Source organism: Bordetella trematum (assembly GCF_900078335.1).
Classification (GTDB): domain Bacteria; phylum Pseudomonadota; class Gammaproteobacteria; order Burkholderiales; family Burkholderiaceae_B; genus Bordetella; species Bordetella trematum.
The window spans coordinates 179,955-206,431 of sequence record NZ_FKBR01000011.1 but is presented as its reverse complement, the minus strand read 5'-3'; the positions used below and the strand labels follow the sequence as shown (position 1 = coordinate 206,431).

At 64.2% G+C, this 26,477-nt stretch carries 25 protein-coding genes; 22 read left to right on the top strand and 3 right to left on the bottom strand.

Going from position 1 to position 26,477, the window contains the following annotated elements:
- The first annotated feature begins 2 nt into the window (after positions 1–2).
- Both cyoE and A7V84_RS05100 read left to right on the top strand, forming a co-directional pair.
- Positions 3–899, top strand: coding sequence for a heme o synthase (gene cyoE / locus A7V84_RS05105; protein WP_025515058.1), 897 nt, complete (start codon positions 3–5; stop codon positions 897–899).
- 20 nt (positions 900–919) lie between these two features.
- Complete coding sequence (locus tag A7V84_RS05100; RefSeq protein WP_025515059.1) at positions 920–1,534, top strand: SCO family protein; 615 nt, start codon at positions 920–922, stop codon at positions 1,532–1,534.
- Between the two features lie 9 nt (positions 1,535–1,543).
- Here the strand turns inward: A7V84_RS05100 and A7V84_RS05095 are convergent, their stop codons facing one another.
- Positions 1,544–1,777, bottom strand: coding sequence for a DUF3717 domain-containing protein (locus tag A7V84_RS05095; RefSeq protein ID WP_025515060.1), 234 nt, complete (start codon positions 1,775–1,777; stop codon positions 1,544–1,546).
- 195 nt (positions 1,778–1,972) lie between these two features.
- Here A7V84_RS05095 and A7V84_RS05090 point away from each other — a divergent pair, with 195 nt between their 5' ends.
- The 5 genes from A7V84_RS05090 (at position 1,973) to A7V84_RS05070 (ending at position 7,978) form a co-directional block, all read left to right on the top strand.
- Positions 1,973–2,683: a PhaM family polyhydroxyalkanoate granule multifunctional regulatory protein gene (locus tag A7V84_RS05090; RefSeq protein ID WP_063491652.1), complete on the top strand. Its 711-nt coding sequence runs from the start codon at positions 1,973–1,975 to the stop codon at positions 2,681–2,683.
- Between the two features lie 60 nt (positions 2,684–2,743).
- A complete protein-coding gene (gene glmU, locus A7V84_RS05085) occupies positions 2,744–4,117 on the top strand; it encodes a bifunctional UDP-N-acetylglucosamine diphosphorylase/glucosamine-1-phosphate N-acetyltransferase GlmU (protein WP_063491651.1) in 1,374 nt (457 codons plus the stop codon).
- Positions 4,117–5,508 (top strand): MFS transporter, encoded by a 1,392-nt coding sequence (locus A7V84_RS05080; protein ID WP_025515063.1) that lies wholly within the window; start codon positions 4,117–4,119, stop codon positions 5,506–5,508. Before glmU ends, A7V84_RS05080 begins: the two co-directional genes overlap by 1 nt.
- 92 nt (positions 5,509–5,600) lie before the next feature.
- Complete coding sequence (locus A7V84_RS05075; RefSeq protein ID WP_025515064.1) at positions 5,601–6,923, top strand: UDP-glucose dehydrogenase family protein; 1,323 nt, start codon at positions 5,601–5,603, stop codon at positions 6,921–6,923.
- Positions 6,920–7,978: a glycosyltransferase family 4 protein gene (locus A7V84_RS05070; protein ID WP_025515065.1), complete on the top strand. Its 1,059-nt coding sequence runs from the start codon at positions 6,920–6,922 to the stop codon at positions 7,976–7,978. Before A7V84_RS05075 ends, A7V84_RS05070 begins: the two co-directional genes overlap by 4 nt.
- On the opposite strand, the gene A7V84_RS05065 is transcribed toward A7V84_RS05070, so the two are convergent.
- Positions 7,979–8,479, bottom strand: a complete 501-nt coding sequence (locus A7V84_RS05065) for an Lrp/AsnC family transcriptional regulator (protein WP_063491650.1) — start codon at positions 8,477–8,479, stop codon at positions 7,979–7,981.
- Positions 8,480–8,624: 145 nt separating this feature from the next.
- On the opposite strand from A7V84_RS05065, the gene glmS reads away from it, so the two are divergent.
- The 4 genes from glmS (at position 8,625) to A7V84_RS05045 (ending at position 15,305) form a co-directional block, all read left to right on the top strand.
- On the top strand, positions 8,625–10,457 hold the full coding sequence (glmS, locus tag A7V84_RS05060) for a glutamine--fructose-6-phosphate transaminase (isomerizing) (protein ID WP_025515067.1): 1,833 nt from the start codon (positions 8,625–8,627) through the stop codon (positions 10,455–10,457).
- Positions 10,458–11,370: 913 nt separating this feature from the next.
- A complete protein-coding gene (locus A7V84_RS05055; protein ID WP_063491649.1) occupies positions 11,371–12,123 on the top strand; it encodes a gluconate 2-dehydrogenase subunit 3 family protein in 753 nt (250 codons plus the stop codon).
- Between the two features lie 16 nt (positions 12,124–12,139).
- Positions 12,140–13,906: a GMC family oxidoreductase gene (locus A7V84_RS05050; RefSeq protein WP_025515069.1), complete on the top strand. Its 1,767-nt coding sequence runs from the start codon at positions 12,140–12,142 to the stop codon at positions 13,904–13,906.
- A 19-nt stretch (positions 13,907–13,925) separates the two neighbouring features.
- Positions 13,926–15,305 (top strand): cytochrome c, encoded by a 1,380-nt coding sequence (locus tag A7V84_RS05045; protein WP_033534354.1) that lies wholly within the window; start codon positions 13,926–13,928, stop codon positions 15,303–15,305.
- Positions 15,306–15,495: 190 nt separating this feature from the next.
- Here A7V84_RS05045 and A7V84_RS21420 read toward each other — a convergent pair whose 3' ends face one another.
- Positions 15,496–15,663: a hypothetical protein gene (locus A7V84_RS21420; protein WP_162835202.1), complete on the bottom strand. Its 168-nt coding sequence runs from the start codon at positions 15,661–15,663 to the stop codon at positions 15,496–15,498.
- A gap of 681 nt (positions 15,664–16,344) precedes the next feature.
- Here A7V84_RS21420 and A7V84_RS05040 point away from each other — a divergent pair.
- The 11 genes from A7V84_RS05040 (at position 16,345) to A7V84_RS04990 (ending at position 26,476) form a co-directional block, all read left to right on the top strand.
- Entirely contained in the window at positions 16,345–17,580 is a 1,236-nt protein-coding gene (locus A7V84_RS05040; protein ID WP_063491648.1) for an ArsB/NhaD family transporter, read from the top strand.
- A 122-nt stretch (positions 17,581–17,702) separates the two neighbouring features.
- A complete protein-coding gene (locus A7V84_RS05035) occupies positions 17,703–18,113 on the top strand; it encodes a hypothetical protein (RefSeq protein ID WP_025515073.1) in 411 nt (136 codons plus the stop codon).
- Positions 18,113–18,322: a helix-turn-helix transcriptional regulator gene (locus A7V84_RS05030; protein WP_025515074.1), complete on the top strand. Its 210-nt coding sequence runs from the start codon at positions 18,113–18,115 to the stop codon at positions 18,320–18,322. Before A7V84_RS05035 ends, A7V84_RS05030 begins: the two co-directional genes overlap by 1 nt.
- Before the next feature lie 343 nt (positions 18,323–18,665).
- A complete protein-coding gene (locus tag A7V84_RS05025; RefSeq protein WP_063491647.1) occupies positions 18,666–19,907 on the top strand; it encodes an urea ABC transporter substrate-binding protein in 1,242 nt (413 codons plus the stop codon).
- Positions 19,908–19,914: 7 nt separating this feature from the next.
- Complete coding sequence (locus A7V84_RS05020) at positions 19,915–20,784, top strand: branched-chain amino acid ABC transporter permease (protein ID WP_063491646.1); 870 nt, start codon at positions 19,915–19,917, stop codon at positions 20,782–20,784.
- Complete coding sequence (locus A7V84_RS05015) at positions 20,784–21,788, top strand: ABC transporter permease subunit (protein ID WP_063491645.1); 1,005 nt, start codon at positions 20,784–20,786, stop codon at positions 21,786–21,788. Before A7V84_RS05020 ends, A7V84_RS05015 begins: the two co-directional genes overlap by 1 nt.
- The gene (locus A7V84_RS05010) at positions 21,785–22,519 is read left to right on the top strand and encodes an ATP-binding cassette domain-containing protein (protein WP_063491644.1); all 735 of its coding nucleotides are present in this window, start codon (positions 21,785–21,787) and stop codon (positions 22,517–22,519) included. Before A7V84_RS05015 ends, A7V84_RS05010 begins: the two co-directional genes overlap by 4 nt.
- Positions 22,503–23,207, top strand: coding sequence for an ABC transporter ATP-binding protein (locus A7V84_RS05005; protein WP_063491643.1), 705 nt, complete (start codon positions 22,503–22,505; stop codon positions 23,205–23,207). The genes A7V84_RS05010 and A7V84_RS05005 overlap by 17 nt, the downstream gene beginning before the upstream one ends.
- Before the next feature lie 13 nt (positions 23,208–23,220).
- On the top strand, positions 23,221–24,732 hold the full coding sequence (locus A7V84_RS05000; RefSeq protein ID WP_063491642.1) for an amidase: 1,512 nt from the start codon (positions 23,221–23,223) through the stop codon (positions 24,730–24,732).
- A complete protein-coding gene (locus A7V84_RS04995) occupies positions 24,732–25,868 on the top strand; it encodes a transporter substrate-binding domain-containing protein (RefSeq protein ID WP_063491641.1) in 1,137 nt (378 codons plus the stop codon). The genes A7V84_RS05000 and A7V84_RS04995 overlap by 1 nt, the downstream gene beginning before the upstream one ends.
- Complete coding sequence (locus A7V84_RS04990; RefSeq protein ID WP_082832943.1) at positions 25,865–26,476, top strand: ANTAR domain-containing response regulator; 612 nt, start codon at positions 25,865–25,867, stop codon at positions 26,474–26,476. The genes A7V84_RS04995 and A7V84_RS04990 overlap by 4 nt, the downstream gene beginning before the upstream one ends.
- The last annotated feature ends 1 nt before the right edge of the window (position 26,477 follow it).

The window sequence follows — 26,477 nt, the reverse complement described above, 5'->3', positions numbered from 1 at the left end:
ATATGTCTACCCTCGCTGCTTCCCAACCCGGATTGCTGCGGCAGTATTTCGTGCTGACCAAGCCGAGAGTCACGCAGCTTGCCGTCTTCTGTGCCGTGATCGGCATGTTCCTGGCCGTGCCGGGCGTGCCCGATCTGTCCCGCGTGCTGTTCGGCACGCTTGGCATCTGGCTGCTGGCCGCTGCCGCTTTCGCGATCAACTGCCTGATCGAACAGGAAATCGACGCCCGCATGGCGCGCACGGCACGACGTGGCACGGCCCGCGGCACCATCTCACCGGCCCAGGTGCTGGGCATGTCGGGCCTGCTCGGCGGCGCCGGCATGCTGGTGCTGTATCACCTGGTGAACCCCCTGACGATGTGGCTGACGTTCGCCACTTTCGTGGGCTACGCCATCATCTACACCGTCTTTCTCAAGCCGAGCACGCCGCAGAACATCGTGATCGGCGGGCTGGCCGGCGCCATGCCGCCGGCGCTGGGCTGGGCGACCGTGGCCAACGCTGTGCCGGCCGAGGCCTGGGTGCTGGTGCTGATCATCTTCATCTGGACGCCGCCGCACTTCTGGGCGCTGGCGCTGTATCGCACCCAGGACTACATCAAGTCCGGCCTGCCCATGCTGCCGGTCACCCATGGCAGCAAGTACACGCGCCAGCAGATGGTGCTCTATAGTTTCGCCTTGTTCGCCGTGACGCTGCTGCCCTACGCCATGCGCATGAACGGCCCGCTCTACCTGCTGGCCGCCGTGGTGCTGGGCGGTATGTTCGTGGGGCATGCCGTGGGCCTGTATCGCCAGTACAGCGATGCCCGCGCGCGCCGTATGTTCCGCTTCTCCATTCTCTACCTGGCGCTGCTGTTTGCGGCCCTGCTGGTGGACCATTGGGTCGGTGTTTTGCTGGCCTGACCGATTTGACGGGGGTTTTGATGTCTGTGTTTTCTGTTGCCCGGCGCCGCATGCTGCAAGCGGCGGCTGCGATTTCGTTGGCGGGTGCGCTGGCGGCCTGCGGCGACACTCCGCCGCCGTTCAAGGGCAGCGATATCACCGGCACCAAGCTGGGCAAGACCCTCGCCCTGACCGACATGAACGGCCAGCCGCGCACGCTCAATGACTTTGCCGGCAAGGTGGCGGTGGTCTTTTTCGGTTTCACGCAATGCCCTGACGTGTGCCCGACGGCACTGGCCGAACTGACCCAGGTCATGCAGATGCTGGGACCCGATGCCGACCGTGTGCAGGTGCTGCTGGTGACGGTGGATCCGGAGCGCGATTCGCCCGAGGTACTGAAAGAGTACGTCACGAGCTTCGATCCGCGCTTTCTGGCGCTGACCGGCACGCCCGAGCAGATCAAGCAGGCGGCCGGCGCTTTCAAGGCCTACTACGCCAAGGTGCCGACCAAAGATGGCGGTTACACCATGGACCATACGGCTGCCTTCTATCTGATCGACGGCAAGGGCGAGTCCCGCGTGCTGGCCAACAGCAACCTGGGCGCCGAGGGGCTGGCCCACGACATCAAGCTGTTGCTGGACCAGAAACCTAACTGAGGCCTGGGCTCAGGCCCCGGCAGCCGCTTGCGGGTCGCGCCAGGCCTGATAGGCCCGGCGCGCATTCTCGCCCAGCTCATCCAGACGCAAGGTCTGCCGGCGCGCCATGATCAGCGTGGCGTAGGGCGTGGCCAGTGCCGCCGCTTCGGCGCACAGGCGGGCCTCCTCGCCCTGCGAGGGCTTGCGCTGGCGCCAGTAGTTGATGGCCTGTTCCAGGTCGGTCAGCGTGATGACATCGTTCATGTCTAAATTGTCCCAGAATGTTGCTGACGCCCTTGGCGGGCGACGTTTTGGCAGTCTGCGAAGTCGGGCGTAATATTAGGCCGCAAGCCATCCTGCTTCGCGGCGCGGCGGCCCTCGCGGCTTTGGCGTCCGAGGCGGCGAGGCAGTTTCAGAGATGCCAGGGCGCCTGCCCCACAGGATGCCACAGGAGACCGCATGACCCATTCCAACCCCTTCGTTCTACCCGGCCTGGGGCAGGATGCCGACCTGTCCGGCAACCCCCTGCTGGCCAGCATGGAAATGATGCGCCAGGCCTGGAGTGGCCTGGCCGGATCGGGCGGCCTGGGCCAGAGCCTGCCGCTGACGCCGCCGCTCAATCCCGAAGACCTGGAACGCCGCATCGCGGAGTTGCGCACAGTCGAGGGTTGGCTGCGCATGAATCTGCAGATGCTCAGCAGCACCATCCAGGGCCTGGAAGTGCAGCGCGCCACCATCGCCACCCTGCGATCCTTCGTGAGCTCGGTGCCGGGCATGCCGCAGGCCGCCGATGGCGCGCCGTCACCGCTCGAGGTGGCGCTGGGCCTCAAGCCCGCGCCGGCCCAGGCGGCCACGGCGCCGGCCGAGCCGTCGGAAAGCCCGGCCGAGACGGTCAACGCCGCGGCCCAATCGGCCTCGCAGGCCTGGTGGGACATGTTGAACCAGCAGTTCAGCAATCTGGCCGCCGCCACGGCCGCCAGCCTGCCCACCATGGAAGCCATGGCCAAGGCGGCCGAGCAGAGCATGCAGGCGGGCGCGCCGGCCAGCGAGCCTGCGCCGGCCGCGTCTGCCAAACCCGCCGCCAAGCCGGCCGCCAAACGCGCCAGCGCGCCGCGGGCGGCCAAGAAAACCAGCACGGCCCGCGCGTCGAAGTCTTCGCGCGCGAGTTGAGCTCCGTCGCTGTCCACGCACGGGCGCAGAGGCGCCCGTGTCATTTTTGAGTTGAGTTCTATGCTGAATGTCGTAATTCTCGCTGCCGGTCTGGGCAAGCGCATGCAGTCTGACCTGCCCAAGGTGTTGCACCGTATCGCCGGTCGCTCCATGCTGAGCCATGTGCTCGACAGCGCACGCCAACTGGAGCCGGGTCGCGTGACCGTGGTGGTCGGCCATGGCGCCGAACAGGTGCAGGCCGCTTACGCGGAGCAACCCGAGCTGGCCTTTGCCCTGCAGCGTCCGCAGCATGGCACCGGCCATGCCGTGCAGCAGGCCGTGCCTCAGTTGCTGGGCGGCGATCAGGCCGATGACGCCACGCTGGTGCTGTATGGCGATGTGCCGCTGGTGCAGCCCGAGACCCTGCGCCGCCTGCTGGCCGCGCGTGGCGAAGGCGTTGCGGTCCTGACCGAAGTGCTGGATGACGCCACCGGCTATGGCCGCATCGTGCGCGATGCGCAGGGCCAGGTCGTGAGCATCGTCGAGCACAAGGATGCCAGCGAAGCCCAGCGCGCCATCAAGGAAGTCAACACCGGCATCCTGGTGGCGCCCACTGCCAGGCTGAAAGACTGGCTGGGCCGTATCGACAACAACAATGCCCAGGGCGAGTACTACCTGACCGACATCATCGCGCTGGCGGTGGCCGACGGCGTGCCGGTCCATGCGGCGCACCCGGCCGCAGGCTGGGAAACGCTGGGTGTGAACAGCCGCATCCAGCAGGCGGAACTCGAGCGTCGCTGGCAGGGCGAGCTGGCTCGTCGCCAGCTGGAAGCCGGCGTGACGCTGGCCGATCCGGCCCGGTTCGATCAGCGTGGCACGCTGCACTGCGGCCGCGACGTATTCATCGACGTGGGCTGTGTTTTCGAAGGCGAGGTGACGCTGGGCGACGGCGTGCGCGTGGGCCCGCATTGCGTGCTGCGTGACGTCAGCGTGGCCGCAGGCACTCAGATCGAGGCCTACAGCCATCTGCAGCAGGCCCAGGTGGGGGCGGATGCCCGTATCGGCCCTTATGCGCGGCTGCGTCCCGGCGCCCGCCTGGGCGAGCGTAGCCATGTCGGCAACTTCGTGGAAATCAAGAACGCGGTGCTGGGCGAAGACAGCAAGGCCAATCATCTGGCCTATATCGGTGACGCCGACATCGGCGCGCGCGTGAACGTGGGCGCAGGCGCCATCACCTGCAACTACGATGGCGTGAACAAGCATCGCACCATCATCGAGGACGACGTGTTCATCGGCTCGGATACCCAACTGGTCGCGCCGGTGCGTGTGGAGCGTGGCGCCACGCTGGGCGCGGGCACCACGCTGACGCGGGATGCGCCGGCCGACAGCCTGACCCTGTCGCGTGTGCGCCAGAGCACGCTGGCAGGCTGGAAGCGCCCGGTCAAGAAATCGTGATGGCGGCAGAGCCAGCAACCGGCGCATCCGGTCAGGGCGCGCCGGATGGCCTGCCCACTCCCCGGCGGTACTACGCCGCCGCGACCGTCCTGACGGGCATGAGCCTGTCGGTGCTGGACGCCACCATTGCCAACGTGGCGCTGCCCACCATCGCCGCCGATCTGAACGCGCCGCCTTCGGCGGCGGTGTGGGTCATCAACGCCTACAACCTGGCGGTGGTGACCATGTTGCTGCCGATGTCGGCGGTTGCCGAGCGGGTGGGCTTTCGCCGCATGTTCTCCGTCGGGCTGGTGCTCTTCATGCTGGCCTCGCTGGCCTGTGCCTTCGCCACTTCGCTGGAACAGCTGAGCCTCGCACGCATGGTCCAGGGCGTGGGCGCAGCCACCCTGATGTGCATGTTCGGCGGGCTGGTGCGCAACATCTACCCGACCCACATGCTGGGGCGCGGCATCAGCATCAACGCCACCACGGTGGCCCTGATGTCGGTGCTGGGCCCTACCCTTGGCTCGCTGATTCTCAGCGTGGCCCATTGGCGCTGGATCTTCGCGGTGAACCTGCCGGTCGGCCTGCTGCTGATGCTGGGGCTGCGCTTTCTGCCCGAGGTGCCGCGCAACCGCCTGCCGATGGATTATCTGTCGGCGCTGTTGAGCATGGTGGCGCTGGGCTGTGTGATCTCGGGCATCGACTCGCTGGGGTCGGACGTGCTGCGGGGCCTGGGCTTGCTGGCCGTGGGCGGGGTGGCCGGGCTGTTGCTGGTGCGGCGCAGCTGGACGCAGCCGGCGCCGCTGGTGCCGGTGGACCTGCTGCGTATCCGGCCGCTGGCCTTCGCCGTGATGGCTTCAGTGTCGACCTTCAGCGCACAGATGGCGGCCTATGTGACGCTGCCGTTCTATTTTCATGAGGTGCTGGGGCGACCGCATCTGGAGGTCGGCCTGCTGATGGCGGCGTGGCCGCTGGGCACGGGCCTGATCGCGCCGGCTGCCGGCTTTCTGTCGGATCGTTATTCGGCCGCGGTGCTGTCCGCCGTCGGCGCTGGCGCGATGATGGCGGGGCTGCTGTGGCTGGTTCTGTCGCCGGCTGACGCGTCCAATGCGCGCATCATGGCGGGCATGCTGGTGGCAGGCCTGGGTTTCGGCTTTTTCCAGACGCCCAATAACCGCGTGCTGCTGTCGTCGGCGCCGCGTCATCGTTCGGGCGCAGTCGGAGGCTTGCAGGCCACCACGCGGGTATTCGGCCAGAGTTTCGGCACGGCCCTGGTGGCGATCGCCTTCGGCATGAGCCTGAGCCATGGGCCCACGCTGGGGCTGGTGGCTGCGGCACTGTGCGCCGGCCTGGCCATTGCCGTGAACTCGGTGCGTATCGCCAAACGGGTCGGCCAGCCGGCGGTCTGAGCGTGCGCGGGCCGGCCGCGAGGCGGGCCCGCTTCTATAATGCAGGCAAGGCGTCGCGACCCAGCGACGCGTGGAATACGAGGCATGCGGGCATGAAAATCACGGTCATCGGAACCGGTTATGTGGGCTTGGTGTCGGGCGCCTGCCTGGCGGACATGGGCAACGACGTCATGTGCCTGGATACCGACTCCCGCAAAATCGCCCAGCTGCGTCTGGGGCGTATCCCCATCTACGAGCCGGGGCTCGAAGAACTGGTGCAGCGCAACGTTGCCGGCGGGCGGCTGCACTTCACGGACGACATCCCCGAGAGCGTGGCCTTCGGTGCGGTGCAGTTCATCGCGGTGGGCACGCCGCCGGGCGAAGACGGCTCGGCCGACCTGCAGTATGTGCTGGCCGCCGCCCGCAACGTGGCGCAGCACATGACCGAAGCCAAGGTGGTGGTGGACAAGTCCACCGTGCCGGTGGGCACCGCCGACCGGGTGCGTACGGCCATGGCCGAGGTGCTGGCCGAGCGCGGTGTGACGCTGGATTTCTCGGTGGCGTCCAACCCCGAGTTTCTCAAGGAAGGGGCGGCGATCGCCGACTTCATGAGCCCGGACCGTATCATCGTGGGCGCCGACGACGCTCATACCGTGGATGTCATGCGGCGCATTTATGCGCCCTTCCAGCGCACCCACGAGCGCCTGATGGTGATGGATGTGCGTTCGGCAGAGCTCACCAAGTACGCCGCCAATGCCATGCTGGCCACCCGCATCTCCTTCATGAACGAAATGGCCAACCTGGCCGAGAAGCTGGGCGCGGACATCGAGCAGGTGCGCCGCGGCATCGGCGCGGACCCGCGCATCGGCTACCACTTTCTCTATCCTGGCGTGGGCTATGGCGGCTCGTGCTTTCCCAAGGACGTGCAGGCCCTGATCCGCAGCGCCGGCGAACATGGCCAGACCATGCAGGTCATCGAGGCGGTCGAAGCGGCCAATGCACGCCAGAAGCTGCGCCTGGCCGAGAAGGTCATCGACACCTACGGGGAAGACCTGAGCGGGCGCCGCTTCGCGCTCTGGGGGCTGGCATTCAAACCCAACACCGATGACATGCGCGAGGCACCCAGCCTGGTGACGATCGCCGAACTGACGCGCCGTGGCGCGACCGTGCACGCCTTCGATCCGGTGGCCATGGAGCAGGCCCGCGGCATGCTGGACGACAATCCCGCCGTCACCATGACGGGCGACATGTACGCCGCGCTGGAAGGCGCCGACGCGCTGCTGATCGCCACCGAATGGAAGGTGTTTCGCGCACCGGACCTCGCCCGGGTCAAACAGTTGCTCAAGCGCCCCTTGATCATCGATGGCCGCAACCTGTGGGTGCCGGCCGAGATGCATGAGCAGGGCTTTGAATATCAGGGAATCGGCCGCGCATGAAGATACTGCAGCTCAATTTCGAGAAAGGCTGGCGTGGCGGCGAGCGGCAGACGCTGTATTGCATGCGCGCCTTTCGCAAGGCCGGCCACGAGGTCGAGCTGCTGTGCCGCGAGGGGGCTCCCTTGCAGGCGCGCGCCGGCGCCGAGGGTTTTGTCACGCATGGCGTGCGCAATGTTCCGGGCCAGCTGGCCTTTCTGGCCGGCCGGGGCCGCCGCTACGACATCCTGCATTCGCAGACCGCCAACACCAACACCTGGGCCGTGCTGACCAAACCCCTGCATCGCCGCCCTGTGGTGTTCTCGCGGCGCACGTCCTTTGTGGTGCAGCCTGGTGATGCATGGAAAACCGGCTTCAAGTGGCGCCACGTCGATCTGCTGGTGGCCATCAGCGAGATGGCAGCCAGCGAGCCGCGCCGCCTGGGCGTGGAGCCGGTCATCATCCGCAGCGCGGTCGAACCCCACCTGATCGACCAGAGCAACGTACAAAACCTGGTCGAGGAGTTCGGCTTGCGCGGCAAGAGGCTGCTGGCCACCTCGGCCGCGCTGATCCGCGACAAGGATCCGGTCACGCTGGTGCGCGCCGTTGGCGAACTGGCGCGCCAGCGACGCGACTTCGTGTTCCTGCATTTCGGCGCCGGCGGCGACCGCGAGGCCGAGGCGCGCGCTGAAGTGCAGCGCCTGGGCATCGGGGACGTTTATGTTTTTGCCGGCTTTCGCAAGGGCGTCGAAGACTTTTACAGCATCATGGATGTGTTCGTGATGGCCTCCAACGAGGAGGCGCTGGGCAGCAGCGTGCTGGATGCCTTCCTGCAGAAGGTCCCGGTGGTGTCGACCGACGCCGGCGGCCTGAAGGAAAGCCTGGCCGACGGGCGCGGCGTGCTGGTGGCGGTGGGCGATCACCATGCCATGGCCCAGGGCATGGCACGCTGCCTCGACGATGCCGCCTTCCGCGCCGAGATCACCCAGCGCGCCTATGACTACGTGCGCACCGAACACGACGTCACCGAAATGGGGCGGCGCTACCTGCTGCAGTTCGAGCGCCTGTTGCGGCGCTGATCACGCCGCCGGCAGATCCACGCGGGTTTCGAATTTGGCGCGATGGACCGAGAAGAAGGTCCGCACGTTGCGCACGTTCGCGTGCGCCGTGAAGGCGCGGTGCGCCAGCGCGTGATACGCCGGCATGTCCGGCACCTGCACGATGACCACGAAATCCGGGCCGGGCGACACCCGATAGCACTGACGCACCGCCGCTTCCTCCTGCATGTGCTGTTCGAACTCGGCCAGCCTCTCGGCGGCCTGCACATCCAGGGTGATTTCGACGATGGCCGTCAGCGTGCTGCCCAGGCGGTCGGGGTCCAGCAGCGCCACCTGTCGAGCGATCACGCCTTCCTCGGTCAGGCGCCGTACCCGCCGCAGGCAGGTCGGGGGCGACGCGTGCACTTTGGCAGCCAGATCCTGGTTGGTGAGCGCGCTGTCGCGCTGCAATTGTTCCAGGATGCGACGGTCGAGGTCATCCAGAAGCAGCGAATGCACTGGAGAAACGCTGTTTTCGTCCATTAAAGAAAAATAAATCCGTGTTAATGAAAGAAGATTTCAATACATTTATGTTAGAAAATCAACTTTCATATTGGTCGATATATAGAAATCAAATTTCATGCCATACGACGCACAATGCGGGTTCCATTCTTAAGGAGCAAGACTCATGTGCGGTATTGTTGGCGCAGTCGCCCAGCGCGACATCACTCCGGTGCTGGTGGAAGGCCTGCGTCGGCTGGAATACCGGGGTTACGACTCCTGCGGCGTGGCCGTCTACATGGATGGTCATCTGCGCCGCACGCGCAGCACGCAGCGCGTCTCCGAACTGGGTGAGCAGGTGGCCGCCGACGGCCTGGCCGGTTTCACCGGCATCGCGCACACCCGCTGGGCCACGCATGGCGTGCCGGCCACCTTCAATGCCCACCCGCACTTCTCGGCCATCGGCCAGGACGAGCCGCGCATTGCCCTGGTGCACAACGGCATCATCGAGAACTACATCGAGCTGCGCGCCGAGCTGCAGGAAGCCGGCTTCACCTTCGAGAGCCAGACCGACACGGAAGTGATCGCCCATCTGGTCAACCATCTCTACAACGGCGACCTGTTCGAGGCCGTGCAGCAGGCGGTCAAGCGCCTGCATGGCGCCTACGCGATCGCCGTGTTCTGCCGCGACGAGCCGCACCGTGTGGTGGGTGCGCGCCAGGGTTCGCCGCTGGTGGTGGGCCTGGGCAAGGGCGAGAATTTCCTGGCTTCGGATGCGCTGGCCCTGGCCGGCACGACCGACCAGATCATCTATCTGGAAGACGGCGACGTGGTCGACCTGCAACTGGCCCGCGTGTGGATCACCGACCAGCAGGGCAAGCCTGTCGAGCGCACCGTGCACACCGTGCAGGTGCACACGGGCGCGGCCGAACTCGGCCCCTACCGCCACTATATGCAGAAGGAAATCTTCGAGCAGCCGCGCGCCGTGGGCGACACCCTGCAGGACATCGAAAGCGTGACGCCCGAGCTCTTCGGCGATGGCGCCTATGCCGTCTTCAAGGACATCGACCGCCTGCTCATCCTGGCCTGCGGCACCAGCTACTACGCCGGGCTGACCGCCAAGTACTGGATCGAATCGCTGGCCCGCATCCCGGTGTCGGTGGAAATCGCCAGCGAGTACCGCTATCGCGACAGCGTGCCCAACCCCAAGACCCTGGTCGTCACCATTTCGCAGTCGGGCGAGACGGCCGACACCCTGGCCGCGCTCAAGCATGCCCGCTCGCTCGGCATGGAGCACACGCTGACCATCTGCAACGTGTCCACCAGCGCCATGGTGCGCGAGTGCAAGCTGAACTACATCACGCGCGCCGGGGTGGAGATCGGCGTGGCCTCGACCAAGGCCTTCACGACGCAGCTGACCGCGCTCTACCTGCTGACGCTGACCTTGGCGCAAGTGCGCGGCCAGCTCGACGATGAGGCCCAGGCCGAAGCCCTCAAGGCGCTGCGCCACCTGCCGGTGGCCATCAGCGCCGTGCTCGCCCTGGAACCGCAGATCATGGCCTGGGCCGACCGCTTCGCCAGCAAGGAAAACGCCCTTTTCCTGGGCCGCGGCATGCACTATCCGATTGCCCTTGAAGGCGCGCTCAAGCTCAAGGAAATCAGCTACATCCACGCCGAGGCCTATCCGGCCGGCGAACTCAAGCACGGCCCCCTGGCCCTGGTGACCGAGCACATGCCGGTCGTGACCATCGCGCCCAAGGATGCCTTGCTGGAGAAGCTCAAGTCCAACATCCAGGAAGTGCGCGCGCGCGGCGGCGAAATGTATGTCTTTGCCGATGCCGACAGCAAGATCGCCACCGAAGACGGCATGCATGTCATCCGCATGCCCGAGCACTACGGCATGCTCTCGCCCATCCTGCACACCATTCCGTTGCAGCTGCTGGCCTACCACACCGCCTGCGCCCGCGGCACCGATGTGGACAAGCCCCGCAACCTGGCCAAGAGCGTGACCGTGGAGTGAGGCAGGGCGGAGGGCGGGGGAAGGCATGCCATGCTGGTGATCCCGCCTTGAAACACCGATTGCTTCCTTGAACGGAAAAGGGCCGCTTTAAAGCGGCCCTTTTCCATTGGCACGGCGGTTTCGCTCCGAGCAGGGAGGGCGGGCCTGAATGCAGGCCCGGATGATTCCCGGTTTTTCCGGGAACGCATATCTTCGCGGCACATCGGTTCAAAAAAAGCAGGGTTTATCCTTGCGCCGATATTTCTGCAGCAATAACAAAACAGAAGCCCGGATTTCTGAATAAAACCGGTAGGTCAGATTGCCCATATGGTTCCACTCAGGTAAAACCGGAAAGGCAGCACAAGAAGCGGTACGGGTGTCAGGCTATGCGTTTCCTCAAGCTCTGCGCCCACGAACCTTGATATGGTTTCGTATATCGTGTGTCGCCACCCGGCGCGGCTTGGCGGATTCCGCCATGGTTATTCTCGCGTTTGTGGTTCGGTGCCCCCTGCTCTGTTCTGGGGCGCTGTCCCATTGCATTGGGGCATCTATTCAGCAAGTCAGCGGGGACTTGAACTGATATCAAAAGGGATGAGCTGGATGATCATGAATCAATATAAATTCCACACCATCATTTTCCGGGCCATTCCAGATCATTGCGCCAGGAATGAATAGTTTCCTTCTGGCATCCAGAATGGTTCCTCTATCGCGGCGGCCTCCCTCCTGGCCTGGAGGGTGCGTCCGCCTTGTCTTGAATACCGCTTAGTTCAATTCTCCGGATTCCCGGGTTGCTGGTGCAGCCCGGGAAGGCGGCTTTTTTTTGGGTCAGGCGTACTGCGGGTGCCTGGCGGCTGGCTGTTTGGGAAATCCGGAGCATTTCAATCTGTGTTGATCGCCACGTGCTGTCTGACGCAATTTCAACAGGGGTAGGGAAATGAAAGAGAAGCAAGCCACAAGCCCTCAGCGGAGGGGTTTTCTGAAGATCATACCGGCGGCGGCGGTGACTGCCGTCGGCGCCTCGACGGCGGCTCACGCGCTGCCTGGCGCACCCGGATCGGTCGATGCGTTGGCCGATCTGCCACGCGAAACCAGCGACTATCTGCCGGTTTTCTTCAATGATCAGGAATATGCCTTCATAAAAAGTGCGGTGGATCTGCTTATTCCCGAGGATGATCTGGGGCCCGGGGCGATCGCGGCAGGCGTGCCGGTATTCATCGATCGTCAGATGGAGACGCCTTATGGCCACGGCCAGCTGTGGTACATGAAAGGGCCTTTCCATCCGGAGATCATGAAGAGCACGCCGACACTGGGCTATCAGCTCAACATGACACCCCGCGATATCTACCGCTCTGGCATCGCCGCACTGAACAAGTGGTGCAGCAAGAACCATGGGAAATCCTTCGCGGAGCTGGATCCCGGCAAGCGCACCGAGGTGCTGACCCTTCTGAGCGATGAAAAGCTTGAGTTTGGCGAGGACGATGTCCCGGCCGGCGTCTTTTTCTCGCAGCTCTGGGAAAACACAAAAGAAGGCTTCTTCGCGGACCCGATGTACGGCGGCAACCGGGATATGGCCGGTTGGAAGATGGTGGGATTCCCCGGGGCGAGAGCCAGCTACCTGGATTGGGCGGACAAGTACAACGTCGAATATCCGCTCGGGCCCGTCTCCATCATTCCCAAGAAAATCTAACTGCTAAGGAAACGAAATGGCCATTCAGAAAGAAAGGGTCAACGTCGTGCTGGTCGGCTTTGGCTGGACGGGTGCGATCTTTGGCGAGCAGCTGACTGCTGCGGGGCAGACTGTCGTTGCATTGGAGCGCGGTCATATGCAGCAGACCTCGACAGACGCCAAGTTTCCACAGGTGGCAGACGAGCTCAACTATGGAGTGCGGGGCAAGCTGTTCCAGCCGCTGGCCAAAGACAGCCTGACGATACGTCATGATGTGGGCCATACCGCAGTGCCCTACAGGCAGTACGGCTCTTTTCTGCTGGGCAACAGCGTAGGGGGTGCCGGACTGCATTGGAACGGCATGTTTTATCGCTACCTGCCCAATCAGCTCCGCCTGAAGAGTTTCTATGAAGAAAAGTACGGCAAAGGCATCGTCCCGGAAGGGATGTATCTGCAGGACTACCCGGTAAGCTATGAAGAGCTCGAACCCTATTTCGCCAAGTTCGAAGAGGTCTGTGGTGTGTCCGGCCAGGCCGGCAATCTGAAAGGCGTCAAGCTCAAGGGCGGCAATCCCTTCGAGGGCTGGCGCTCCACCGAGTTTCCCAACAAGCCGCTGATCAACAGCTATGCCTCCGAGCTGTTTCGCAAGGGTTGCGAGGAACTGGGGTATTCGCCCTACCCGGCCCCGGCGGCCAATGCCTCGGCGCCCTACACCAACCAGTACGGGGTCCGTCTCGGCCCCTGTAACTACTGCGGGTTCTGCGAAAAATTCGCCTGTTATAACTATTCCAAGGCGTCTCCTCAGACCACCATTCTGCCGGTGCTGCTGCAAAGGCAGAATTTCGAGCTGAGAACCAATGCGAACGTGGTGAAGATCAACACCGATAGCGAAAAGAAAATCGCTACCGGCGTCACCTACGTGGATGGTCAGGGGCGTGAGGTATTTCAGCCGGCAGATATCGTCATCCTGAACGCGTTTGCCATCCATAACGTGCGGCTGCTGCTTTTGTCGAAGATCGGCCAGCCTTACGATCCTGTTTCGCAGACCGGCACTCTGGGGCGCAGCTACGCCTATCAGCGCGACGTGAGCATCAAGGTGGTCATGCCTGCCGGGACCAAGCTGAATACCTTCATCGGCACCGGGGCCGGTGGCGTGGCGATGGATAACTTCAATGAAACGACCTTCGACCATTCCGGTCTGGGTTTCCTGGGCGGGGCGAGCATCCGTACCAGCATTCATGGTGGGCGGCCCATCCAGCAGACGCCGACGGAAGCCGGTTCGGCAAAATGGGGCAGTGGCTGGAAAAAGGCCACCCAGGAGGGCTATCAGAGAATATTCTCGATCGGAATTTCTGGTTCCGTGATGTCCTATCGAAACGCCTATCTCGATCTGGACCCGACCTATACCGACAATCTTGGCCTGCCTCTGTTGCGCATGACCTTCAACTGGCACGCCAATGAGAACAAGGTCGCCAACTACCTGATGAACAAGATGGCGTTCGTCGGGCGCGCCCTGGGCGGCAAGGTGGAGTACGAAGACTTCGCGCTGGATGCGCCGTACGACACCAGAAAGTACCAGAGCACGCACAACACGGGCGGCGCGATCATGGGCGACGATCCCAGCACCAGTGTGGTGAACAAATACCTGCAACACTGGGATGTGCATAACCTGTTTGTGTCCGGCGCAAGCGCTTTCCCGCAAAACGTGGGCTACAACCCGACGGCGCTGGTAGGGGCTTTGGCATATTTTTCTGTCTCCAACATCGTCGAAAAATATCTTCCCAAACCGGGCATGATGGTTTGATGGCTACAAGGAAAACGTCATGAGGATCATCAGGAATCTGGTCTTATTCGTTATTTTGGCGGCCATCTTGGTTGTCGGGTTTTTCTACTTCTACAAAGGAAACGAATCCACTATTCAGCCCACCTCCAAGCTGTCCAAGGACGAGCTGATTCTGAAAGGAAAATACCTGGCGAGGGTCGGTGACTGTATGGCCTGTCACACCAGTGACAAGGGCAACTTTGCCGGCGGTGTCGGTCTGGACTCAGGCACGCCGGTGGGGCTTATCTATCCGAGCAACATCACCCCTGACAAAGAGACCGGCATCGGGAATTACAGCCTGCAGGATTTCGACAATGCGTTCAGGTATGGGATCAGGAAATCCGGCGCAAGCCTCTATCCCGCCATGCCTTACCCCTCTTTCGCTTCGGTATCGAGTGAGGACGTTGAGGCCCTCTATGCCTACTTCATGCATGACGTGAAGCCGGTCAACAATGTCGTTCCCGGCCCATCGGGGTCCTGGCCATTCACCATGAACTGGCCCATCAATGCCTGGCGGCTGCTGTTCGCGCCGGATGTCACTTCAATGGTGGCGTTCAAGGAGGATGCGGATCAGCTTCTGCGCGGCGCCTATCTGGTGGAAGGTCTGGGGCACTGCGGCACCTGCCACACCCCCCGGAATGACGCCATGATCCAGGTCGCGTTTGCGAACGACAAGGAGGGGCGCTTTCTGTCGGGAGGCGGATCGCTGGAGGGTTGGAATGCCGTCAACCTGCGTGGCAACAATATGGACGGCCTCGGCCGGGTGAGCCAGGAAGACCTGGTACAGCTGCTTAAGACCGGCCGGAACAACCAGTCCGCCGTGTTTGGCCCGATGGCGGAAGTGGTTGAGGACAGCCTTCAGCATCTCACCGACCGGGATATTGCTGCCATTGCCACTTATCTGAAGTCGCTGGCGCCCAGCACGCCTGACGGGGCGGTATACAAATACAACCCCGCCACGCAAGAAGCGCTGTCGCAGGGCCGAGTGGATGTGCCGGGAGCGCTTACCTTCCTGAACAACTGCGCGGGCTGCCATCGTACCGACGGCAAGGGCTATGCCCAGACCTTCCCGGCGCTGGCGGGCAATGCCTCCATCATGAACAGCAATGCCGATTCCGTGATCAGCATGATTCTGCGTGGCAGCCAGATGCCCGGCACCGCGGGCGCGCCTACCCGGTATGCGATGCTCGGCTTCGCCTGGCGTCTGGATGACAAGGAGGCGACCGACCTCGTCAATTTCGTGCGCAACAGCTGGGGCAACAGCGCGAGGCCCGTCACACAGGAGGAAGTGGCGTCGATCCGCAAGAAGTTCGTCACGCCCGAGATGCTGAAATGGCAGCAATCGGCGAGCAACGACGTCGTTCTCCCTAACGAGCAATAAAGCCATGTGGACAGCGGGGTGACGCTTTCCGGTTACCCCGCCGATCCCACATGCTTGCCAGGTCGGGCGGATAGTTCAGCACGGAGCCGGCGTGATGGCCGCGCCCCGGGCAAAATGGCCTGTGCCGCCCCTCACGCCATGGCATCGAACTCCTCGATCAGGAGGTTTCCGATGGCAACGGGCGGCTGCGTTACTGCGCTTGCATTTCCTTCTTTTTCTTCTCTTCTTTCTCTCCATCGTAGTGGGACTTGATGGCGAGAAACATGAACGTAGCCAAGACGACGAGCTTGAACGTACCGAAGATTACAGGGACCCAAAAATTCATCATTTCCTCAAAACGCTGCTTCAGCAGCTTCATTGACTACTCGTGGGCCAGGCAGGACAAAACGAACGATCGCCGTGCGCCCCACGAAAAGCATCAGCCCGAGTCCGGCGAGTCCGGGATCATGCTGCTCGATCCCTTCTTGCGCTCCGGGGTTGAAGAACACCGACTCTCCGCGTCCAGACAAACACGGCACGACCAGCGCGGTCGGCAGTAGCGGCAGAGAGAGCCCGGAGGCTTTCTCCCACGTACTCACTGCGTGGTAGCCAACGCATCGCAACGTGAATGAGGCAGGGAGTGGGGAGAGTGGAGCCATGCTCCCTGCAAGCAATCTGATTTTAGCGCTTAGATCCCTGCAAGTTCCTGAATGCTTGTTTTTGTATGTATTTTGTAGCGTAATTTCTCCCCAAAAAAACCATACATAAAGTTTGTTTGGCGAGTTGCTCAGACAGTCTTTGCCTGAAGAAATCCCGGACAGCCCGGGGAGCCAAGCCTCCATGGCGCAGGCTGTCTGATGGTTCATCACTGCCTGCCGTCTGGCAAGGGTCGTCCCCGCACCCATGGTCGCCTTTGTCTGTTGCTTGCGGTCTTTGCACTCGCCAAATGAAGGGCAAGCGCCGGGCGGTCGATGGCATGGCGGGGATGCAGCCGGCCCGGAAAGACGGAAACGGTTAAAAACGAGGGTCAACGGAAAGCTGAATTAGTAAAGGGTATTGGATGGACGTCACGCTTGCGGTGTTTGTGCTGGTCTATGTGGCCATGGGGGTGGGCCACCTGCCGGGGTTCAAACTGGATAGGACGGGGGCGGCGGCGGTCGGGGCGATGGTGCTGCTGGCGCTCGGCTATATCTCGCCGCAGGCAGCCTGGAATGCGATCGACTACCGGACCATCGGCCTGCTTTTCGGTTTGATGGTGGTGTCTTCCGCTTTCGTGGTGTCCGGCTTCTATGACAAGGTGGCCCGATGGGTGGGAGAGCTGGAGGTTTCGCCGCCCCGCTTGCTGGCCATCCTGATCGCCGTGGGCGGAGGGTTGTCGGCCATCCTGACCAATGACGTGGTGGTCGTGGCCATGACGCCGGTGCTGGTGTCCATCACGCTCACGCGAGGCCTGAACCCGGTGCCTTTTCTGCTGGCCTTCTGTTTCGCCGCCAATGTGGGTTCGGCGGCGACGATCATCGGCAGTCCGCAGAACATGATCGCGGCCGAGGCGCTGGGGCTGTCGTTCAACGGCTTCATGAAGGTGTCGGCATTGCCGGCGCTGCTGGGCCTGCCGGTCATCTGGGCGACGGTCGCCCTGCTCTATCGGGGCAAGTGGCTGCGCGCGGCGCCGCCGGCCAGGGCCGGCGCGGTGGTGGAAGCGCCGATGGCGTTCGACCGGGTCGAGACATTCAAGGCGGCCGTGGTGACGCTGATCATGGTGGGGGCGTTCGTCTTCAGCAGCTGGCCGCATATGCTGATCGCCCTGGGCGGCGCAGCCGTGTTGCTGGTCAACCGGGGCATTTCTTCGAAGAACATGCTCAACCGTGTCGATGGCGATTTGTTGCTGTTGTTGATCGGCCTGTTCATCGTCAACCAGGCGGTAGCCGCCACGCATCTGCCCGAGCATCTGCTGACGGCGCTCAGTGGCGTCGGCCTGCATCTGACGGACCCGCTGTCGATGCTGGCCGTGATGTCGGTGCTGAGCAATGTGGTGGGCAATAACCCTGCCGTGATGCTGGTGGCACCCTTCATCCATGGCGCGGCCGACCCTGAAGCGCTGGGTGCGGCGATCGCGCTGGGCACGGGCTTTTCCTCGAACATGGTCATCTTCGGCAGCCTGGCTGGCATCATCGTGGCCGAGCAGGGGCAGGCCCAGGGCGTGACGATCGGTTTCATGGAGTTCATGCGAGCCGGTCTGCCGGTGGCTTTGCTGTGCCTGGCGCTGGCTGTGGGGTGGATCGTCTATCTGGGTTGATGGCTTCCGGCGCTGCCTGCGGTGCCACGAACAGAACGGACTGTATGTAAAGCCAACATGACTTATTGACATGTTTTCATGTCATCTATAAAGTAAGGTTGTCTTTACATCTGGATGTCATCATGGCTTTCACCGCACAACGTGTGCAGGCTGCCCAGGCGGGCCGCAGCTATCTCCTGCGTACCTGCGCTTTCATGGGAATCTATGTCCTGCTCAACCTGGCTGCCATCCTGGGGATATTCGATGGCGTCGTGGGCCGGCCTGCGGGTTGGGCGCTGGCCGTGGCGGTGGCTGCGCCCGTGGCCGCCCAGGTCTGGGCGACGCTGCGCCTGATGGCCGGTTGCGACGAGTATGTGCGCGCCCTCATCGCCAGAGGCTTCATCCTGGCCGCCGGCACGACCCTGGCCCTGTGGACGGCCTGGGGCTTTGGCGAAACCTATGCGGCGGCCGCGCATGCGCCGGGCTGGCTCATCTACCCCTGCTTCATGGCCTTGTTCGGGCTGATGACGCCGTTGATGCGTATGAGCCGCTGATGAAGAACCGTTTGCGAGTCTTGCGCGCCGAGGCCAACTGGACGCAGGCCGATCTGGCTGAGTACCTGGGCGTCTCGCGCCAGGCGGTCAACGCCCTGGAAACCGGCAAGCACGCGCCCTCGCTGGACCTGGCCTTCCGGATCAGCGCCGTGTTCCAGCTGGCGGTAGAGGATGTTTTCGAGAATCCGTATCTGTCGGCCGGGGATTAGATCGCGGCTCCGGCCACCTGAGCGATACGGCAGGCCTGACCCAAGCGCAAGGCATGACCCTAGGGAAACCCCGGGGTTATGCCGGCGTCGGCCCGCCTTCTAGAATACGGTCCATCTTCTATTCAGGAAGACCGGCCCGGCAAATTGCAAAGGCGCAACTGCCGTCAGGGTCATTCAGCAAGGTCCATTGGTCGACAACGGCGTCGACATTCTGCCGGTCTCTCGGCACCTCCCAATACCAATCAACGTCTACGCGACTTACGGCGTGGGCCTCTGCTCGTCCGTGTACTTCGTGCGCGGCGTAGAGCCCTGCACGCCGCTGGCGCGCAAGGGGTCTACCAACATGAGCATGAACCGCCGTCAGTTCCTCTCGTACACCGCTGCCACCGTGGCTTCCTCGACCCTGATGGGGCTGACGGGCACGCGCGCTTTTGCGGCGGGCGAGGACAAAATCAATGTCGCCGCCATCTATGACCTGTCGGGCGGCCTGGATATCTATGGCAAACCGGTCATGGATGCCTTGCGCTTTGCGGCCGAGGAGGTCAACGCGCAGGGCGGGCTGCTGGGCCGGCCGCTGAATTTCATTGCCTACGACGCCCAGTCGAACATGCAGCTCTATGCGCAGTTTGCGCAGCAGGCGGCCCTGCGCGACAAGGCGGCCGTGGTGCACGCAGGCATCACGTCGGCTTCGCGAGAGGTCGTGCGGCCGGTGCTCAATCGCTATCGCACGCTGTACTTCTACGACAACCAGTATGAAGGCGGCGTGTGCGACCGCAATTATTTCGCTGCCGGCGTGACGCCGGCGCAGACAGTGCAGAAGCTGGCGCCATATGCGGTCAAGAAGTGGGGCAAGAAGGTCTATATCGTGGCGGCCGATTACAACTACGGTCAGATCGTGTCGAACTGGGTGCGCAAGTATGCCGCCGATGCGGGCGGCCAGACGGTGGCGGTCGAATTCTTCCCGATGGATGTGACCGACTTCGGCGCGGCCATCTCGAAGATCCAGGCGGCGTCGCCGGACTTCATCTGGTCGGCCCTGGTGGGTGGTGCGCATATGTCGTTCTACCGCCAGTGGAAGGCCACCGGCATGACCGGGCAGATCCCCCTGGCTTCGACCACGTTCGCCGGTGGCAATGAGCACATCGTGCTCTCGCCCGAGGAGTGCAATGGTTTCCTGGTGTGCCAGAACTATCTGCAGGAACTGCCAGGCCAGGCCAATGTGGATTTCGTCCAACGCTTTCACGCCCGCTATGGCGCGGACTATCCCTATATCACCGAGCTGGCGATGGGCGCCTATCAGGGCTTCATGCTGTGGGTCGAGGGAGTGCGCAAGGCCGGGTCGGTCGATCGCATGAAGGTGATCGAGGCGCTGGAGTCGGGCGTGGCCATCGATGCGCCCAGCGGGCGCGTGACGCTTGATCCCGCCACCCACCATTGCACGCTGGATGTGCACATCGCCGAGGTGCGCGACCGCAAACTCAATCTGGTCGAGAGCTTTCCCCAGCAGCGTCCCAGCGATACTGCTGCGGTGTGCGATCTGATCCAGAATCCGGCCGACAACCGGCAGTACGCCATCAAATTCTGAGCGCATCATGGATCTTGCTGTTATCTATGCCATCGACATCCTGGGGGCGATCGCCATTCTGGCGCTCTTGAGCGTGGGGCTGGCGGTGGTTTTCGGGATGATGAAGATCATCAACCTGGCCCATGGCGAATTCATGATGCTGGGCGGCTATGTGGCCATTCTGGCCACCAACCAGTGGGGCGTGCCGATCTGGCTGTCCATGCTGGTGCTGGCGCCCCTGGCGGTCGGCGTGTTCGGCGTGCTGGTCGAGCATTTGCTGGTGCGCCATCTGTATGGCCGCATGATAGACACCATGCTGGCCACCTGGGGCCTGTCGCTGGCGGTCATCGGCCTGGCCACCATGGTGTTCGGCAATACCACGGTCGGCATCTCCGCGCCGCTGGGCGGGCTGTCGATCGGCGCGCGTCAGGTCAGCGGCTATGCGCTGTTTCTGATCGGGCTGGCGGTGGTGGTGATGCTGGCGCTCTGGTGTCTGCTGCGTTTTACCGACTTCGGCCTGCGGGCGCGCGCCTGCATGCAGAACGCCGCCATGGCCAATGCCCTGGGCATGAATCCCAACGGCGTCTACAAGCTGACCTTCGGCCTGGGGGCGGCGCTGTCGGGGTTGGCCGGTGCGGTGCTGGCGCCCTTGACCGGAGTCATCCCCACCATCGGTTCGGCCTATATCGCCAAGGCCTTCATTACGGTGATCAGCGGCGGCAGCGCCGTCATTGCCGGCACGGTCAGCGCCTCCAGCGTGTTCGGCGTCATCAGCCAGGGCGTGACCTTCCTGGCCACACCGGTCTATGGACAGGTGGCCCTGCTGCTGGCAGCCATCATGCTGATCCGCCTCTTGCCGCAAGGCATTACCGGTCGATTCTTCAAGCGAGCCATCTGATGCGAGTACCTGTATTTTCCCTGGCGCTCGGTGCGCTGGCAGTGGGGGCCGCGTTTGCCTTGCCGGCCATGGTCGACATGTTCAGTCTGCTGTCCATGACGGTCTACCTGATCATGGCCTTGCTGGCCCTGAGTCTGGCCTTTGTATGGGGTCATGGCGGCATCCTGTGCTTTGGCCAGGCGGCCTTCTTCGGGCTGGGCGCCTATGCCTGGGCCGTGGGCGCGTTCAACTTCGGCCCGGGGCTGCTGGCGCTGGCCCTTGCCGTGCTGGTGCCGGCGGTGTTCGCGGCCTTGCTGGGCTATTTCATGTTCTACGGCAAGATCAGCGACGTCTATCTGGGCGTGATCACGCTGGCGGTTACGCTGATCCTGTTCAACCTCATGAACTCGACCTCGGGCGACAGCTACCGTATCGGCGCGGCGCTGCTGGGTGGCTTCAATGGCATTCCGTCGATCCCGCCGCTGACGCTGCCGGGGGCCGACGAGCCGCTTATGCCGGAAGGATCGTTCACGCTGGTGGCGCTGTTGCTGGTGGCGGCCTATTTCGGTTTGCGCCTGGTGATGGCTTCGCGCTTCGGACGCGTGGTGGCTGCCGTGCGCGAAAACGAGCAGCGGGCGCTGCTGCTGGGCTACAACGCCAGCGCGTACAAGCTGGCCACCTTCACGCTGGGCGGTGCCCTGGCGGGGCTGGCCGGCATGCTGTACGCCAACTGGGGCGCCTTTGTCAGCCCGGGCGTGTTCGGCCTGGCGCAGTCGGCCCAGATCATCATCTGGGTCATCGTAGGCGGACGCGGTACCTTGATCGGGCCCATCATCGCCTGCGTGGCCCTGCAGGCCATGGTGACCGAGCTGGGTGCGCAGCAAAGCATCGACACCGGCGTAGTGCTGGGTGCGATTCTGATTCTGTTCGTGCTGTTGATCCCGCGCGGCCTGGCACCCACCTTCATGGGCCTGGCGCGGCGCCTGACGCGCGGCGCAGGCCGCACCCCCAAGGAGCAGGCATGAGCGAGATGTTGTTGGAGACCCGTGGCCTGGGGGTCAGCTTTGGCGGCGTGCATGCGGTGCGTGAGGTGGACTTCCGCCTGCTGCGCGGCGAGGTGCGCTGCCTGATCGGCCCCAATGGCGCCGGCAAGAGCACGTTCTTCAAGATGCTGTCCGGCCAGCTTCGGCCCAGCCGGGGCGAGATCCTTTATAAAGGGCGGGCCCTGCGTGGCCTGGCGACGCACGAGGTGGCGCGACTGGGGATCGGTATCAAGACCCAGGTGCCGAGCGTTTTTGAAGGCCTGAGCGTGCAGGAGAATCTGCTGCTGGCCGCCGCCCGGCGTGCCGGGGGCGAGCCGGCGGCGGTCGCCGCGCAGGTGCTGGAAGAAATCGGCCTGCAGCACGTGGCGCAGACGCCCGCCAATGCGTTGGCCCACGGGCAGCGGCAGTGGGTCGAGCTGGGCATGATCCTGGCCTCGCGCCCGGAGCTGGTGCTGCTTGATGAGCCGGCGGCCGGCATGACGCACCACGAAGTGCGCAAGACCGCTGAACTGATCGGCGCCATCAACCGTCACAGCACGGTGGTGGTGGTCGAGCATGACATGGCCTTTATACGCCTGATCGCCGGGCGCATCACCGTCTTCAATCAGGGCGAGGTGCTGGCCGAAGGCAGTTTCGATGACATCATGGCCCATGCCGAAGTGCGCGCGGCCTATCTGGGCAAGCAAGGAGAGGCGCATGTTCAAGGCGCATGAGCTGAAGGCCGGCTACGGCCGCATCCCCGTGTTGCACGGCCTGGGCTTCGAGATCGGCGCAGGCGAGTTCACCGGCGTGCTGGGCCGCAATGGCATGGGCAAGACCACCTTGCTGCGCGCCATCATGGGCGAAGTGCCGCTGACCGGCGGCACCTTGACGATGGACGGCTGCCCGGTCGGCACGCTGGCGCCGCATGCGCGCGCCCGTCGTGGCCTGGGCTTCGTGCCGCAGGGCCGGCAGATTTTCCCGGCCCTGAGCGTGGCCGAGAACCTGCGCATGGGCTGCGTCAAGAACCTGGGTCAGGCCGAGGCCAAGATCGCTTCGGTGCTGACCGTGTTTCCGCGGCTGCAGCGCCTGCTGGATCGACCGGGCGGCAGCCTGTCCGGTGGCGAGCAACAGTTGCTGGCGCTGGCGCGCTGCCTCTGCGGCGACCCCAAGCTGATGCTGCTTGATGAGCCGACCGAAGGCATCCAGCCTTCCATCTGCGATGAGATCGTCGAGGCCCTGCAGCATCTGCGAGCCGCCCATGGCATCGCCATCCTGCTGGTCGAGCAGGACATTGATTTTCTGTGTGCGCTGTCCGACCGGATTCTGGTGCTGGAGAAAGGCGCGCTGATCGCCGATGTCCCGACTGCGTCCACCACCCCGCAAGAGATCGCCCGGCGTTACGGCGGTCTGCAATCCTGATACGGAATTCCAGATGTCCCTTCCCCGTCCCACCCTGCAAGCGTTGGAGCAGGCGGCTCGCCGCATCGGCCTGAACCTGGATGACGCCACGCTGCGCGCCTATGACCAGATCCTGCAGGCGACTTTCGCCGACTACGACCAGGTCGATGCCCTGATCGACCAGCCGCCGGTGGTGCGCTACCCGCGCACCCCGGGCGTGCAGCCGGAAGACAACCCGCTTGGCGCCTGGTATGTGCGCAGCGAGATCGACGGCCGCCCGGACGGGCCGCTGGCCGGTAAGCGCGTGGTCCTCAAGGACAACATCTGCCTGGCCGGCGTGCCCATGATGAACGGGGCGGCCACGCTGCGCGGCTACGTGCCCGACCAGGATGCCACCGTGGTCACACGCATCCTGGATGCCGGTGGCCGCATCGTGGGCAAGGCCCATTGCGAGTATTTCTGCGTCTCCGGCAGCAGCCATACCAGCGCCGCCGGCGTGGTGCGCAACCCGCGCAATCCCGATCACTCGGCCGGCGGCTCCTCGTCGGGCGTGGCTGCGCTGGTGGGCGCGGGCGAGGCCGATATGGCCATCGGCACCGATCAGGGCGGTTCGGTGCGCATTCCCGCCGCCTACTCCGGCATCTATGGCATGAAGCCCACGCATGGCCTGGTGCCCTACTCCGGCATCATGCCGATTGAAATGACGCTCGATCACGCCGGCCCCATGACGGCCAACGTGGCCGACAACGCCCTGCTGCTCGACGTGATCGCAGGCAGCGACGGGCTGGACCCGCGCCAGCAGCAGCTGCCGCCGGCACGGCCCTCCTACCAGGCCGCGCTGGGCCTGCCGGCCAAGGGCCTGCGCATCGGGGTCGTCAGCGAGGGCTTTGGCTGGCACAACAGCGATCCGGTGGTCGATGAGGCGGTGCGCGAGGCCGCGCGCCGCCTGGCCGGGCTGGGCACCGAGGTGGTGGAACTGTCCATCGCGCTGCATCGCCAGGGCCATGCTATCTGGACGCCGATCGCTGTGGAAGGCACCACGCAGCAGATGAAGGGGTATAACTACGGAACGAACTGGAAGGGGCTATATGTGACCGGCCTGATGCAGGCGCAGCGCCATTGGCGCGACCACGCCGACGAGTTCCCGCATGACGTCAAGACCTGCCTGCTGGCCGGCGAGTATTTCCATGCGCGTTACGGCGGGCAGTACTACGGCAAGGCCCAGAACCTTGCGCGCCGTCTGCGCCAGGCCTATGACCAGGCGCTGGCCGGGGTGGATCTGCTGCTGATGCCGACGGTCCCCATGCGCGCCCCGCGCCTGATCGGCGGCGCTGCCGAGCCGGGTGTGTTCGTGACCCGTGCGCTCGAGATGAATGCCAATACCGCGCCCTTTGACGTCACCGGCCATCCGGCCATGTCGGTGCCTTGCGCGCTGCGTGACGGCCTGCCGGTCGGCATGATGCTGGTGGGCCGTTACTTCGACGAGTCCACCATCTATCGCGCGGCCCACGCCTTTGAACAATCGTTCGACTGGACGGCCCTGTGATGACGCGCGACGGTTATCGGGTCGGCCTGCTGTTCTCGCATGAGAGCCTCACCGCCGCCACCGAGATCACCCAGGAAAACGCCACGCTGATGGCGATTGACGAGGTCAATGACGCCGGCGGCATCGACGGGGTCCCGCTGGTGCCGGTGAGCGCGCGCCTGGGTGCCCAACCGCCCGACTACCGTCAGGCGGCCGAGTGGCTGTGCGACAGCCAGCGGGTGCCGCTGATCTTTGGCACCCATATGTCCAGCACCCGCAAGGCCGTGCTGCCGGTGGTCGAGAGCCGTCGCGCCCTGTTGTGCTATGCGACCCTCTACGAAGGGTTCGAGTACTCGCCCAACTGCTTTTATGCCGGCTCGGTGCCCAACCAGAACTCGGTGCAGCTGGCCAGCTATGTGATCCGTCATTTCGGCAACCGGGTGCTGTTCATCGGTGGCCAGTATGTCTATCCGCGCGAATCCAACCGCATCATGCGCGAGCTCTACGAGCAGGCCGGCGGCGAGGTGGTCGACGAGGTCTATCTGCCGCTCAATGCGCCGCAGCAGGATCTGCGGGACGTGCTCGCGCGCGCCGTGGCGCTGCGCCCGGATGCCATCTACTCGACCATGGTGGGGCGCGACATCGTCAAGCTCTATCGCGCCTATCGCGAGCTGGGTCTGGACCCGGCGCGCATGCCCATCGTCAGTCTGGCGACCAACGAAACCGACGTGGCGGCGCTGAGCGCCGAGCAGGCCGAAGGCCATATCACGGCCGCGCCTTATTTCGCCAGCCTGGACAGCGGCACCAGCCGACGTTTTTCCCGCGCCTATCATGCCCGCTTCGGCGAGGACAGCCCGATCACTGCCGGCGCGGAGGCCGCCTATTTCCAGGTGCATCTGGTGGCCGAGGCCGCCCGGCGTGCCGGCACACTGGGCCTGCCGGAGCTGGTCGGCGCGCTGGCCGGCGCCAGTTTCGAAGCGCCGCAGGGCCTGGTGACGGTCGATGGCAGCACGCAGCACACCTCGCTCTGGCCGCGCATCGCGCGCATCAATGCGCGCCGCGAGTTCGAGGTGATCTACGCCGCCGGCGCCGCCGTGCGGCCCGTGCCGTATCTGGTGGATCACGCGCTGGATCCCCAGGCGCTGGTGTTGCCGTGACTGCGCCCGGCCAACGGCGGCCCGCCCGCAGCACGACCGCCCTGCGCGAGCTCAACAGCCTGCGGGTGTTGTTGTTGCATCCGCAGGATGCCGAGTCGCGCCTGCTGATGTCGCACCTGCGGCGCATCGGCTGCGCGCCGACCCAGCAATGGCCCCTGCCTGCACGGCTGGATACCGAAGCCGACGTGGTGGTGCTCCCGATCGAGGAAGATCAGCGCGACGCCATCCTGCGCCTGGCCGACAGCCTGACCGAACTGAGCCCGCCGCTCATCGGCATCGTCGAGTACGAAAACCCCGCCACCCTGCAGCTGGTGCTGCAAAGCGGCTGCACCGGCGTGATCGAGCGTCCGGTACGGCCCTTCGGCCTGTTGACCCAGTTGCTGCTCACCCGTACGGCCTGGCGCCAGCAGGCGGCCTCGCTGGCCCAGGTGCGCAAGCTGGAGGGCCGCTATGCCGCGGTCAGCAAAGTGGCCACCGCCAAGGCCCTGCTGATTGCCCGCGAGGGCATCACCGAACACGAGGCGCATCGCCAGATCCAGGGCCGTGCCATGACGACGCGTTCCTCGCTTGAGGACACGGCGCAAACCATCATCAACGAACTCTCCTGAT